This window comes from Amycolatopsis sp. NPDC003731, assembly GCF_053586895.1.
Genome location: NZ_JBSFNC010000096.1, coordinates 1 through 13,154, shown reverse-complemented (window position 1 = coordinate 13,154; position 13,154 = coordinate 1). Strand labels below are relative to the sequence as shown.

Sequence of the window (13,154 nt, the reverse complement as noted above, 5' to 3'; positions counted from 1 at the left end):
GTTCACCAACTAGCGCAGGCGGGGGACGATTTCACCGTACTTCGCCAGCAGCCCGGCGTTCGCCTCGTCGCCACCCTCCACATTGGAGCTCCGCCACAGCGGGACGTCGAGGCCTTCGGCCGTTCCGCGGTCGTAGACGTCGGCGAGCACGAGGTTCCACAGGAACGCGTTGACCACAGTGGACAGCGGGGCGGTGCGCGGCGCGTCCGGCGGGTAGCTCGCGTCACCCGGGACGACGAGCGAGTCCAGCACGACCGTGCCCTGCTCGACCAGCGTGCTCGACGACCGCCGCGGCGCCGCGGCCACGCACGCCCGCGACGTCACCGCGATCACCGCCGCACCCCGCTTGCGCGCCTCGATGCACAGCTCGACGGGGTAGGGGTTGACGCCGGACGTCGAGAACACCACCAGCACGTCGTCCGGGCCCGGCGCGCGCTCGGCCAGCACCTCGGCGGCCAGGCCGCTGCGCCGCTCGGTCTGCGTGCTGGGCACCGCGCCGTGCAGCGGGAGCAGCTCCGGGTGGTAGAGCGGGTAGACGCAGGCCAGCCCGCCGGCCCGGTAGAACGTCTCGGCGACCGCGGCCAGCGAGTGCCCGGCCCCGGCGGTATAGACCAGTGCGTCGGCCCGGATCACCCCCAGCACCAGGTCCGCCGCGGCCCGCACCGCTTCGGCGTTGGCCCGCTCGACTTCCGCCAGCTGTCCGGCGACGCTGCCTGCGATGTCCGTGGCGCTCACCACACCCACCCTTCCGTCGGGGATCGGGCGCCGAATCTACCGTGCGGACCACTTCGCGCGGTGGAATAGCCGGGTGGGGGACCGAGGTTGACCCGGATGCGGGGGAAGAGGAGGACGCGGGTGGTCGAGGTGGATCCGGCGGTGTCCGTGTGGAAGGCGCGCGGGCGGACCCGGGCCGTCGTGCTCGTGCTGCACGGCGGCGCCGAGCGGGGCACGGGCAGCGTGCCGCCCTGGAAGCTGGCCTACGTGCGGATGGTTCCGATCGCGCGCGCCCTGCACCGCGCCGGCCGTCGGGACGGCGTCGAGGTGCGGCTTCTGCGCAACCGCCGCTACGGCTGGAACGCACCCTCCGAAGACCCGATCGAGGACGCCCGCTGGGCCCTCGCGCGCATCCACGCCGATCACCCGGGCCTGCCGGTCGTGCTGGTCGGTCACTCGATGGGGGCACGGGTCGCGCTGCGCGTGGCCGACGACCCGGCCGTGCGCGGGGTGTGCGCGCTGGCGCCGTGGACGCCGCGGGGCGAGCCGGTGGAGGCCGTCGCCGGGCGCTCGGTGCTGATCGTGCACGGCACCCGCGACCGGATGACGAGCCCGGCCGAGTCCCACGCCTTCGCCGAACGGGCCGCGGGCGTGGCCGCGCGGGTCGCCCGGTTCGAGATCGCCAACGAAGGCCACGCGATGCTGCGCCGCGCCCGGGTCTGGACCCGGCTGACCGTGGCGTTCACCCTGGACCTGCTCGCCGGCGACGACGGCGGGACCCTCCGCGGGGCGTGGGCCGCCACCGGGCCCGAGCGGCTGCGGATACCGGTGTGAACACGCCCCGAACAGGGCATTCGCCGAGACGCGCCGCGGGGGTGCGGCGACTAGGATCGATCACCGGCGAACCTGGCCGGCCGGAGGGAGTACCCGTGACCACTTCGAGCGCTGACCGGGCGTCGGCCCGGGACGTCCCGGACGGGACCCGGTGGCCGGGCCTGGCCACCCCACCGCACTCCGCGCTGCGCGCGCGGATCGCCGCCGCGCTGTTCCGCCGCGCGGTCCGCCCGCTCGACGTCCGGGTGAGCTTCCCGGACGGCACCGTGCTCGGCGCCGGCGGCCCGGAGTCACCCGAAATGCGGATCCTGCGGCCCGAGGCGTTCTTCCACCGCCTCGGTGTCGACGCCAAGATCGGCTTCGGCGAGTCCTACATGGCCGGTGACTGGACCGCGTCCGACCTCGCCGAGGTGCTGACGCCGTTCGCCGAGCGGATGGCCACGCTCGTCCCGCCGGCGCTGCAGAAGTTCCGCCGGCTCGCCGAGCGGACGCAGCCGCCGTCGGAGGAGAACACCCTCGAGGGCGCGCGGGCGAACATCCACCGGCACTACGACCTCTCCAACGACCTGTTCGGCGCCTTCCTCGACCAGTCGATGACGTACTCCTCCGCGCTGTTCGCGCCGGGCGACGACGACCTCACCGCCGCCCAGCACCGCAAGATCGACAGCGTGCTCGACTACGCGGGCGTCCGCGACGGCAGCGAAGTCCTCGAAATCGGCACCGGATGGGGTGAACTCGCCATCCGCGCCGCGGCCCGCGGCGCGCACGTGACGTCCTTGACCATTTCGGAGGAGCAGCGCGCGCTGGCCACCGAGCGCATCGCGGCGGCCGGGTTCTCCGACCGCGTCGAAGTGAAGCTGTGCGACTACCGCGAGTCGAGCGGCAAGTACGACGCCGTGGTCAGCGTCGAGATGATCGAGGCCGTCGGCGCGTCCTACTGGCCGGAGTTCTACCGGGTGATCGGCGAGCGGCTGCGCCCGGGCGGGCGGTTCGGCCTGCAGGCCATCACCATGGACCACGACCGGATGCTGGCGGCGTCGCGGGCCTACAGCTGGGTCCACAAGTACATCTTCCCGGGCGGGCTGATCCCGTCGGTGCGCTCGGTCGAGGAGGGCGTCAAGGCGAACACCCGGCTCAAGCTGGCCGGGATGCGCGAGTTCGGCCAGGACTACGCGCGCACGCTACGGTGGTGGCGCGAACGGTTCCTGCACCGCTGGGCCGACATCGCCGGGTTCGGGTTCGACGACGTCTTCCGCCGGATGTGGGAGTTCTACCTGGCCTATTCCGAGGCCGGGTTCCGGTCCGGGTACCTCAAGGTCCACCAGTTCGGCTACGAGGCAACCGGCCGGTAACCGCAACCCGACCCCGGTGCCGGACGTCCTCCTTCCGAGGACGTGCGGTGTACTGACGACGAGAAGTTTGTCCGGATCGGGATTGGGTGATGGTGATGACGTACCGTGGCGACGACGGCGGGCGCCGGATGCCGCCGCCCCGGCCGCCGGCCGGCCGCTCCCGGGACCACCAGCGCGCGCAGATGATGCCGCTGCCCGGGCGGGGCCGGAGCCCGTACGACGAGCGCACCCGCCCGATGGGGACCCGCGAGCCCGAGTACGCCCCGCCGCCTCCGCGGCAGGACCCGCCGCGCCGTCCGGTCCAGGACGACTACCCGCCGTCCCGGCCGCCCCGCCGGCGCCGCTGGAGCTTCGGCAAGGTCCTGGGCGCCCTGGTGCTCGTCTTCGTCGTCTTCCTCGCCGGCATCTGGATCTACCTCGAGTTCTCCATCAAGCGCGTCGACGCGCTGGCCGACTACTCGGGCCGCCCGGTGGCCGCGGCCGGCACCAATTGGCTGATCGTCGGCTCGGACAGCCGCGAAGGCCTGACCGCGGAGGACGAGGAGCGGCTCGCCACCGGCGACGTCGCCGCGGCGGGCGGCGGGCAGCGCACCGACACGATCATGGTCGCGCACATCCCGGACAACAGCACCAAGCCGACGCTGCTGTCGCTGCCGCGCGACTCGCAGGTGTCGATCCCCGGGCACGGCAAGAACAAGATCAACGCGGCGTTCTCGCTCGGCGGCCCGAAGCTGCTGGCGCAGACCGTCGAAGGCGCCACCGGGCTGCACATCGACCACTACGCGGAGATCGGCTTCGGCGGGTTCGCCAAGATCGTCGACGCGATCGGCGGGGTCGACATGTGCATCGACAAGGACATGAACGACACGATGACCGGCATCGACATCAAGGCGGGCTGCCAATCCCTGGACGGCCGGTCGGCGCTGGGTTTCGTGCGGATGCGGCACAGCTCGGCGACGCCGCGTTCGGACCTCGACCGCGTCGCCAACCAGCGCAAGTTCATCGGCGCGCTGGTCAGCCAGATCGCCAGCCCGGGCACGCTGCTGAACCCGTTCGACTTCTTCCCGCTGCTGTCCTCGGCGCCGGACGCGCTGACCATGGATTCGGGCGACCACGTGCACAACCTGGCCGGCCTGGCACTCGCGATGCGCGGGATCTCCTCCGGGGGCGTGGTGACCATGACGGTGCCGGTGACCAGCGGGTCGGCGGAGAACTGGGACAAGGCCAAGTCGAAGCAGCTGTTCGACGCGCTGAAGAACGACACCGACGTGCCCGACAGCGTCATCGTGAATTGAGTCGCGCCTGACCTCCCGGCCGGGGCACCATGAAGTGCATGGAAGCCCCGGCCGAGACCTACCGCGACGGTGACCTGACGCTGACCCGCTGGCACCCGGGCGACCGCCCGACGCTGACGGAGGTCGTCAGCGGGTCGCTGGCGCACCTCAGCCCGTTCCTGATCTGGGCCGCCGGCGGCTACACCGACGACGACTCGGCGGAGTTCCTCCGGCTGACCGCGAAGCGCTGGGAGAGCGGCGAAGCGTACGAATACGCGGTGCGGCTGGGCGCGGAGGTGGCCGGCGGCATCGGCGTGATGACCCGCGACGGCGGCGTCGAGATCGGCTACTGGCTCGCGGCCGGGTTCGTCGGCCGCGGCCTGATGACCCGCGCCGTCACGCTCCTGACGGACGAGGCCTTCCGCCTCGGCGCCGGGTACGTCGAGATCAAGCACGACGAGCGGAACGTCCGAAGTGGAGCGGTGCCCGCCCGGCTCGGCTTCACCGAGGTGCGCACGGAACCGGCGGAGAAGCCGCTGGCGCCGTCGTGCACGGGCACCAACCACGTGTGGCGGCTGACTCCCCGTTAGGAGACCTTGTTCCGCTCCCGCAGCACCTTGAGCGCCTCGTCGGCGTGGACGGTGAAGTTCAGCTCGCTCTTGATCTTCGCGATGACCTTCCGGTCTTCGCCGATGACGAAGGTGGCGCGCTTGGTGTGCAGCGGCACGAGTTTGCGCCACACGCCGAACTGCTTCGCGACCACACCCTCCACATCGGACAGCAGCGGGTAGTCGAAGCTGTTCGCCTCGGCGAAGGAGCGCTGCTTGGTGATGGCGTCCGGGCTGATGCCGACGCGGTGCGCGCCGACCGCCGCGAACTCCGCCGCGAGGTCGCGGAAGTGGCAGCTCTCGGCGGTGCAGCCCCCGGTCATCGCGGCCGGGTAGAAGAACAGGACCACGGGCCCGGTGGCCAGGAAGTCCGAGAGCGTGCGCTCCTGGCCCCGGTCGTCGGGCAGCGTGAAGTCGGGGGCGAGGTCTCCGGCGTCCATGGACGTCCCTTCTCGTCGGCGGCAGAACCCATCCTGCCGGTCGTTCGGAGCCGCCGGGACACCGGCTTGGTCCTCACTTCCGCGGGTGCCGCGCGATCAGCTCGTCGACCTCGTCGCCCGTCGCCGAATCGGCCACGAACGGCCCCCGCGCCGCGACCACTCCCAGCTGGCGCAGCCGGGCCGCCTGCTCGTGCGTGCGCACGCCCTCCGCCCCCACCTTCAGGTGCAGCTCACGGGCCCGGGTGATCAGCTGGGTCAGGTGGCGCAGGTCGGACTCCGCCGGCTCGTCGGTGTCCAGCGCGTCGACGACCGGGCCCGACAGGATGACGTGCCGGACCGGGAGGCGGTGCTGCGGGATCAGCTCCAGGTCCGCCGAGCCCGAAATCGTCAGCACCAGCTGCGCGCCCAGGTCGGCCAGCACCGCCAGGGAGTCCAGGACTTCGCCGCGCGGGTCCAGCATCGACTCCCGGTCGGTGCACAGCCGCAGCGCCCGCGCCGGGAGCTCGTGTTTGTCCAGCTGCTCCTTCACCAGCAGCACCAGGTCCGGGTCGATCGCCAGCCGGGTGGGCAGCCGGACGCAGACGTCCGGGGCCGCGTCGCCCAGGCGCGTGCGCCAGCGGGCCGTCGCCGCCAGGGACTCGGCGAGGAGCCAGCGGCCCAGCGGGACCGTCATCCCCGTGGTCTGGGCCAGCGGGTAGAACTCCTCGGAGCCGAGCTCGCCCTTCTCCGGGTGGTTCCACCGCAGCCCGGCGTTGACCGCCGCGAGCTCGTCCGGCCGCGACAGCTTCACCGTGGGCTGGTAGACCAGCGAGAATTCGCCGTTCTCCAGCGCGCCGGCGATCACCGCGCCCAGCTGGTAGCGGCCGCGGTCGCGGGCGTCGAGCTCCGGGTCGAACAGCATCCACTGCGCCTTGCCGGCCTCCTTGGCCCGGTGCAGCGCGATTTCCGCCGCCCGCAGCAGTTCCGCCGCGCCGCCCTCGACCGCCGCGCGCACGACGATGCCCGCGCTCGCGCTGACGCCGATGCCGTGCCCGCCCAGGTAGATCGGCTCGTTGAGGTCCTCCAGGGCCCGCTCGACCAGTCCGATGACCTCGGTCGCCGCCAGCTCGCCGCGCAGCAGCACCGCGAAGCCGTCGCCGGACAGCCGGGCGACGAACCCGTCGTGGTGACCGGTGAACACCGCCGAGAGCTTGTTCGCGACCCCGCGCAGCACCTGGTCGCCGACGCCGGCGCCGAGCCCGTCGTTGATCACCTTGAAGCCGTCGACGTCGAGGTAGATCAGCGCGATGTCGTCGCGGGCGCCGGCGCCGAGCGCGGCCTCGAGCTTGGTGGTGAACGACGACGCGTTGGGCAGCCCGGTCAGCGGGTCGTGCACGTTCTGGTGCAGCAGCCGCTCCTGCAGCAGGTGCAGCTCGTTCGCGTCCGACACCATCAGCACCGGGTAGATCGAGCCGGGCCGGTCGCCGGGCAGCCGGGCGAGCGTCACGTCGGTCCAGAGCTGCCCGTCCTCGGTGTGGTCGAGCAGCATCCGCTCCTGGTAGCGGTCGCGCCCCGCGCGCACCTGCTCCAGGCCGGCCGCGAGCCGCGAGACGTCGTGGTCGGTCGAGCCGAGGCCGGTGATGTGCCTGCCCCGCAACCGTTCCGGCGAGCAGCCGAGCAGCTGGCCGAGCGCGAGGTTCGCCTCGACGATGGCGCCGTCGGGGTCGGCCAGCGCGATGCCCATCGGTGAGGCGGCGTACAGCGCGGTGAACCGCAGCAGGGCGCCGTCGTGCTGCGAGCCGGCTTGGTCGACCGCGTCGTGCGCGACCTCCAGCAGGAGAGCTTCGAGCTCTTCCGGGGGAAGCGTTACTCCTTTGGTGTCGGCCAACGTCGCCGCCCACCGCCGCGCCACGTCCAGTAGCCCTGACGCGGCACCGGGTTCAGGCACACTCCACCTCTTCACGCACAGGTATGGCCAGGTCGGACACGGTGTCGGGGATCATGAAGCCACACCAGGCGGCCTTCGCCCACGATCGATGCCACGCCATCATGTGTGTCACGGGGTGTCTACCGGCTGAACGAGTGAACGAATGTCCACAAACGGTAACTTTTCGTTACCTAGTGTATGCGGCGGTGGACGGTGGCCGGGTCAGCGACGGGTCAGGTGGACCGGCAGACCGTCCGCGGGCACCGGCAGCGAGACGTAGTCCCAGCGCGCGGTGTAACTCTCCGGAACCGACCAGCGGTAGGCGCGCAGCAGTTCGTGCATCAGCAACTTCACCTCGAGACCGCCGAAGTGGAGCCCGATGCACTTGTGCGCGCCGCCGCCGAACGGCATCCACGCCATCCGGTGCGACTTGTCCTCGCGCCGCGGTTCGGCGAAGCGCTCCGGGTCGAACGCGAAGGGGTTCGTCCAGCACTCGGGCGTGAAGTGGTTGATGGTCGGCGAGACGCCGACGAGCGTGCCCGCGGGGATGTAGTGGCCGAGGACCTCGGTGTCCTTGACGGTCTGGCGGGTCAGCGACGGCACCGGCGCCACCAGCCGCAGCGCCTCCTTCATCACCAGGTCGAGGGTTTCCAGCTGTTCGACGGCTTCGATGTCGAGGACGTCGTCGCCGAGGGCCAGGGACTCCGCGCGGGCGCGTTCCTGCCACTCCGGGTGCTTGGCCAGGTAGTAGGCCATGGCGCTGCTGGTGATGGTGGTCGTGTCGTGCGCGGCCATCATCAGGAAGATCATGTGGTTGACGATGTCGGTGTCGGAGAACCGGTCGCCGTCCTCGGTGGTGGCCTGGCAGAGCGCGGCGAACAGGTCGTCACCGCCCGAACGCCGTTTGGCGGGCAGGGTTTCGCCGAAGTAGCGCTCCAGGACCCGGCGCCCGTGCAGCCCGGCCGACCAGCGCCCGCCCGGCACCGGGAAGCGCACGAAGGCGGTGCCGGCCCGCACGCAGCTGACGAACGCGCGGTTGATCCGGGCGGCGTCGGCGCCGCTGGGCATGCCCATGAACACGCGGGTCGCGACGTCGAGGGTCAGCTGCTTGAGCGCCCAGTACAGCCGCGGCCGCTCGCTCGAGCCCCAGCTCGCGACACCTTCGCGCAGCGCGGGACCCATCTCGCCGACGTAGCCGGTCAGCCGCGGGCGCGTGAAGGCCTCCTGCATGATCCGGCGGTGCAGGTGGTGCTCGCCGAAGTCCATCAGCATGAGGCCGCGCTCGAAGAACTTCTCGATGAAGAACTTCCAGCCTTCCTGCGAGAACGCCTTGTCCTTGTTGACGAGCGCGATCTGCGTCGCCTCGGGCCCGGACAGTGCGACGATCCGGCGGCCGAACCCGCCGGTCCAGGAGACCGGGCCGTAGAGCTCGTGCCGGCGCAGGCCGAACGCCGGGCCGAACCGCATCATCTCCAGCATGTGCCCGACCACGGGCGGGCCTTCGTCGCCGAGCACGGGCTTGAGACCGCTGCCCGCGGGAGGCGTCGCGAGTTCCTTGACGGGCCAGCGCGATTGCAGCCACCGTTCGTCGACCTTGGGCGGCAGGGGGAGGGCGGTCAGGGGCGGCACGCGTTCGCGCAGTGCTTCGGCGGCTCGGCTCACGGTGCCCGGCAAGGTGACCATCTCCTGCGTCGAGATCGGCTATCCCTCCACGATGCACCCTTGTTGACGCTCTGACAACACCTGGGGCGCCGTCTTTTCGGGTGGAGCCGGGCGCCGGTGCTCGCTCGGCGTGACACCGCGGACCCGTTTGAACGCCGCGCTGAACCCGAACGGGTCGGCGTACCCCACGGCGCGCGCCACCTCCGCGACGGTTGCGCCCGGCCGCTCGGCCAGCAGGTCGGCGGCAAGCGCCATCCGGCGGCGGGTGAGGTAGGTCAGCGGTGGCTCGCCGACGAGCTCGGCGAACCGCTTGGCCAACGTCGAGCGCGCCACCCCGGCCCGCTGGGCCAGGGCGGCGACCGTCCACGGCGCCGCGGGTTCGTCGTGCAGCAGGCGCAGCACGGGGCCGGCCACCGGATCGCGCTGGGCGCTCCACCACGCCGGGGGTTCGCCGCCGGGCCGGTCGAACCAGGCGCGCAGCGTGCAGACGAGCATCCAGTCGAGCAGCCGGTCGAGCACGACCTGCTGCCCGGGCGTGTCGGCGGCCACCTCGGCCGCGAGGTGGTCCAGGACGGCGTCCCCGGTGCCGCCGCCGTCGACGCGCAACACCGGCGGCAGGGCGTCCAGCAGCGGACGGCTGACCTCGCCGCCGGCCGGGTAGGCGCCGACGATCAGCGTGGTCGGCCCGTCGCCGTCGTCGCGCCAGCCGCGCCGGTGCCGCGTCCCGCCCAGTTCGGGTGCGGCGCAGTACTCGCCGCACGCGACCGGTTCGGCGCCGGTGCCGAGCTCGTCGACGAAGGTGAAGGTGCCCGGTCCGCGCACGACGACGGTGTCGTAGGCGGTCAGCGGCTCGGGTTCGCCGCGCTCGGGGACGATCCACCCGCCGCCGGAGAGCGCCGTGCACAGGGTCAGCGGGGCGCCGTCGACGAAGTGCAGGGAGAACGGCGGGGTGAGGGCGGAGCTGCCGAACAGCGAGCCGTGGGCCCGCACGCCGCGGAAGAGGTCGTCCACCGTCGTGAGGGTAGACGAATGGACAGGGATTCCGGTGTTTCACCCATGGGATCGTCCGGCCGGCTCCGGTTCACTGGGCACATGCTGACTTCCGACGACCTCGAGTTCCTCCGCCGTCCCCTGCACGGGTTCCTGACCGTGGCCGGCGCCGAGCCCCGCCCGGTCTGGTTCGAGGCGGCCGACGACGGCACGATCCAGCTGTTCTCGGAGCCGGACGCGCCCAAGGTGCGCCGCGTCCGCCGCGATCCGCACGCGTCGATCGTGGTGGCGGCCCCGGTGGGGGAGCGCGAGCGCTGGGTTTCGGTGGCCGGCCGCGTTTCGATCGAGCCGGACGGGGCGCAGGAGCTGGCGCAGCGCTTGGCCGCGCGGCACTGGGACCTCGACGACCCGGACCGCGCGGCCGACGCGAAGGCGATCCGGGACACGGAGCAGGTGAGGTTGGTGCTGCACCCGGAAACCGTGCGGCGCTACGCGTTCTGATGGCCGGGCTCCCGCTCCGGGACCGGGCGGGGAACGTGCTGCTCGCGGTGCGGTGGGTCGCCGAAAGCGAGTTGCCGCCCGTGGCCGCCTCGCTGGTCGTGGTCCGCCACGCCGGCGCGGTGCTGATGATGTTCGACAAGCGCCGCGGGCAGTGGGAACTGCCCGGCGGGATGCGGGAACCCGGGGAGACCGCGCGCGAGGCCGCGGCCCGCGAACTCGCCGAGGAGACCGGCATCCACGACGTCGCGCTGACCTTCGCCGCGGTGGCCGAGTTCGACCTGGCCGATCCCGGGCGGCGGGAGTTCCTCGCCGTCTACCGCACCGAGCTCGCCACGGCGCCCCGGCTCGTCCTGAGCGAGGAAGGACTCGGCTTCCGGTGGTGGTCGCCGCGCGAGGCCGTCGATCCGGACCTGAGCCCGTTGGATGCGGAGCTGGCCACGCGGGCGACGACGTGAAACGGCCCCGCCTCGGCGAACCGAGGCGGGGCCGTGTGCTTCAGGGACTCAGTCCCAGTCGAGGGCGCCGCCCGACTGGTACTCGATCACGCGGGTCTCGAAGAAGTTCTTCTCCTTCTTCAGGTCCATCGCCTCGGACATCCACGGGAACGGGTTCTCCGTCTCCCCGAAGATCGGCGCCAGCCCGATCTGCTGCGCCCGCCGGTCGGTGATGAAGTGCATGTACTGCTCGCACAGCTGCGCTGACAGGCCCAGCATGCCGCGCGGCATCGTGTCGCGGGCGTACTTGACCTCCAGCTCGCACGCCTCCTGCAGCATCCCGCGCACCTCCTCCTGGAACTCGGAAGTCCACAGGTGCGGGTTCTCGATCTTGATCTGGTTGATGCAGTCGATGCCGAAGTTCAGGTGGATCGACTCGTCGCGCAGGATGTACTGGTACTGCTCGGCGATGCCGACCATCTTGTTCCGGCGGCCCAGCGACAGGATCTGCGCGAAGCCGGTGTAGAACCACATGCCCTCGAAGATCACGTAGAACGCGACGAGGTCACGCAGGAACGCCTGGTCGGCCTCCGGCGTGCCGGTCTCGAAGTCCGGGTTCTCCAGGTTCTGCGTGTACTTCAGCGCCCACGCGTCCTTGTCCGAAATGGACGGGACCTCGCGGTACATGTTGAACAGCTCGCCCTCGACCAGGCCGAGGCTCTCGCAGATGTACTGGAAGGTGTGCGTGTGCACGGCCTCCTCGAACGCCTGGCGCAGCAGGTACTGGCGGCACTCGGGGTTGGTGATCTGCCGGTACACCGCGAGCACGATGTTGTTGGCCACCAACGACTCCGCGGTCGCGAAGAAGCCGAGGTTGCGCTTGAGCATCTGCCGCTCGTCCTCGGTGAGGCCGTCGGGCGACTTCCACAGCGCGATGTCGGCCTGCATGGCGACCTCGGTCGGCATCCAGTGGTTGTTGCAGCCGGCCAGGTACTTCTCCCACGCCCACTTGTACTTCATGGGCAGCAGCTGGTTGACGTCGGCGCGCGCGTTGATCATGCGCTTGTCGTCGACGTTGATCCGGGCGGCGCCGACCTCGATCTCCCCGAGGCCGGTCGCGTCCGTCGTCTCCACGTTGGTCATCTGTGCAGGGATTCCTTTACTGGCAGGCTTCGCAGTCGGGGTCGTCGATGCGGCAGGCGGCGCCTTCGGTGGCCACGAAGTCGACGTCCGGCTCCGGCTTGGGCGACGGAGAGGGCGACGGCGCCGGAGCCGGGGCAGGGGCGGGAGCCGGAGCGGCCGCGGCCGGAGCCGGGGTGGCCGAGACGGCGTTCAGCTTGCCGTCGGTGCCGCGCAGGGTGCTCTTCTCCACGTGCGTCGCGGACTGCGCCCGCAGGTAGTACGTGGTCTTGAGGCCCTTGTGCCACGCGTAGCGGTACAGCTGGTCGAGCTTGCGGCCGCTCGGCGCCGCGATGTACAGGTTCAGCGACTGAGCCTGGTCGATCCACTTCTGGCGCCGCGAACCGGCGTCCACCAGCCACTTCGACTCGATCTCGAACGCCGTCGCGTACAGCGCCTTCAGGTCGTCCGGCACGCGGTCGATCTGGCCGAGGCTGCCGTCGAAGTACTTGAGGTCGCTGACCATGACCTCGTCCCACAGCCCGCGCGCCTTGAGCGAACGGACCAGGTGCGGGTTCACCACGGTGAAGTCGCCGGACATGTTCGACTTGACGTACAGGTTCTGGAACAGCGGCTCGATCGACTGGCCGACGCCGCAGATGTTGGAGATCGTCGCGGTCGGCGCGATCGCCATCACGTTGGAGTTGCGCATGCCGACGGTCTTGACCCGCTCGCGCAGCGGCGCCCAGTCCAAAGTGGTCGAAAGGTCGACGTCGAGGTTGTCACCCTGGCGCGCGTCGATGAGCAGCTGCATCGAGTCGATCGGCAGGATGCCCTTGCTCCACAGCGAGCCTTCGAACGACTGGTACTGGCCGCGCTCCTCGGCGAGGTCGGTCGACGCCGAGATCGCGTAGTAGGAGATGTGCTCCATGCTCGTGTCGGCGAACTGCACGGCGGCCTCCGACGACAGCGGCAGGCCCAGCTCGAACAGCGCGTCCTGGAAGCCCATCAGCCCCAGCCCGACCGGGCGGTGGCGCAGGTTGGAGCGACGCGCCTCCGGGATCGTGTAGAAGTTGATGTCGATCACGTTGTCCAGCATGCGGACGGCGGTGCGCACGGTCTTCTCGAGGCGCTTCGTGTCGAGGCCCTCGGGGGTCACGTGCTTGAGCAGGTTCACCGAGCCGAGGTTGCAGACCGCGACCTCTTCGCTGTTGGTGTTCAGCGTGATCTCGGTGCGAGCCCGAGCAGCCGCTGCGGAGCGGGAGCTGGCCGAGCGAGGTGACGTGGGCGGTGACGTCCGAGCCGTTCGGCGCCGAAGCC

13 protein-coding genes are annotated in these 13,154 nt (G+C 71.2%); 6 read left to right on the top strand and 7 right to left on the bottom strand.

The annotated features are described in order from the left end of the window. Positions 1–9: 9 nt before the first annotated feature. Positions 10–738, bottom strand: a complete 729-nt coding sequence (locus ACWDN5_RS31525; RefSeq protein WP_310977084.1) for an SIS domain-containing protein — start codon at positions 736–738, stop codon at positions 10–12. Between the two features lie 117 nt (positions 739–855). Between ACWDN5_RS31525 and ACWDN5_RS31520 the strand changes: the two genes are divergently transcribed. The 4 genes from ACWDN5_RS31520 to ACWDN5_RS31505 all read left to right on the top strand — a co-directional run bounded on the left by ACWDN5_RS31520 (position 856) and on the right by ACWDN5_RS31505 (position 4,764). Next, positions 856–1,548 carry an alpha/beta hydrolase gene (locus ACWDN5_RS31520; protein ID WP_449678833.1) on the top strand — a complete coding sequence of 231 codons (693 nt, stop codon included), beginning with the start codon at positions 856–858 and terminating at the stop codon, positions 1,546–1,548. A gap of 95 nt (positions 1,549–1,643) precedes the next feature. Further along, entirely contained in the window at positions 1,644–2,900 is a 1,257-nt protein-coding gene (locus ACWDN5_RS31515) for a cyclopropane-fatty-acyl-phospholipid synthase family protein (protein WP_310977082.1), read from the top strand. A gap of 89 nt (positions 2,901–2,989) precedes the next feature. Next, complete coding sequence (locus ACWDN5_RS31510; RefSeq protein ID WP_449678832.1) at positions 2,990–4,195, top strand: LCP family protein; 1,206 nt, start codon at positions 2,990–2,992, stop codon at positions 4,193–4,195. Between the two features lie 38 nt (positions 4,196–4,233). Next, positions 4,234–4,764, top strand: a complete 531-nt coding sequence (locus ACWDN5_RS31505; protein WP_310977080.1) for a GNAT family N-acetyltransferase — start codon at positions 4,234–4,236, stop codon at positions 4,762–4,764. Here the strand turns inward: ACWDN5_RS31505 and ACWDN5_RS31500 are convergent. The 4 genes from ACWDN5_RS31500 to ACWDN5_RS31485 all read right to left on the bottom strand — a co-directional run bounded on the left by ACWDN5_RS31500 (position 4,761) and on the right by ACWDN5_RS31485 (position 9,801). After that, positions 4,761–5,222, bottom strand: a complete 462-nt coding sequence (locus ACWDN5_RS31500) for a peroxiredoxin (RefSeq protein ID WP_310977079.1) — start codon at positions 5,220–5,222, stop codon at positions 4,761–4,763. The two genes, ACWDN5_RS31505 and ACWDN5_RS31500, sit on opposite strands and share 4 nt — an antisense overlap. 73 nt (positions 5,223–5,295) lie before the next feature. After that, the gene (locus ACWDN5_RS31495) at positions 5,296–7,113 is read right to left on the bottom strand and encodes a putative bifunctional diguanylate cyclase/phosphodiesterase (RefSeq protein WP_310977097.1); all 1,818 of its coding nucleotides are present in this window, start codon (positions 7,111–7,113) and stop codon (positions 5,296–5,298) included. Between the two features lie 237 nt (positions 7,114–7,350). After that, on the bottom strand, positions 7,351–8,811 hold the full coding sequence (locus ACWDN5_RS31490) for a cytochrome P450 (protein WP_449678831.1): 1,461 nt from the start codon (positions 8,809–8,811) through the stop codon (positions 7,351–7,353). Between the two features lie 18 nt (positions 8,812–8,829). Then, on the bottom strand, positions 8,830–9,801 hold the full coding sequence (locus ACWDN5_RS31485; RefSeq protein ID WP_449678830.1) for an AraC family transcriptional regulator: 972 nt from the start codon (positions 9,799–9,801) through the stop codon (positions 8,830–8,832). Between the two features lie 81 nt (positions 9,802–9,882). Here ACWDN5_RS31485 and ACWDN5_RS31480 point away from each other — a divergent pair, with 81 nt between their 5' ends. Further along, on the top strand, positions 9,883–10,281 hold the full coding sequence (locus tag ACWDN5_RS31480) for a pyridoxamine 5'-phosphate oxidase family protein (RefSeq protein WP_449678829.1): 399 nt from the start codon (positions 9,883–9,885) through the stop codon (positions 10,279–10,281). After that, complete coding sequence (locus tag ACWDN5_RS31475) at positions 10,281–10,736, top strand: NUDIX hydrolase (RefSeq protein ID WP_310977075.1); 456 nt, start codon at positions 10,281–10,283, stop codon at positions 10,734–10,736. The genes ACWDN5_RS31480 and ACWDN5_RS31475 overlap by 1 nt, the downstream gene beginning before the upstream one ends. Positions 10,737–10,784: 48 nt before the next feature. Here the strand turns inward: ACWDN5_RS31475 and ACWDN5_RS31470 are convergent, their stop codons facing one another. Together ACWDN5_RS31470 and ACWDN5_RS31465 are read right to left on the bottom strand one after the other, a co-directional pair. Next, entirely contained in the window at positions 10,785–11,858 is a 1,074-nt protein-coding gene (locus tag ACWDN5_RS31470; RefSeq protein WP_449678828.1) for a ribonucleotide-diphosphate reductase subunit beta, read from the bottom strand. 16 nt (positions 11,859–11,874) lie between these two features. Continuing rightward, on the bottom strand, positions 11,875–13,154 hold a 1,280-nt coding region (locus ACWDN5_RS31465), incomplete at its 5' end, for a ribonucleoside-diphosphate reductase subunit alpha (protein WP_449678827.1).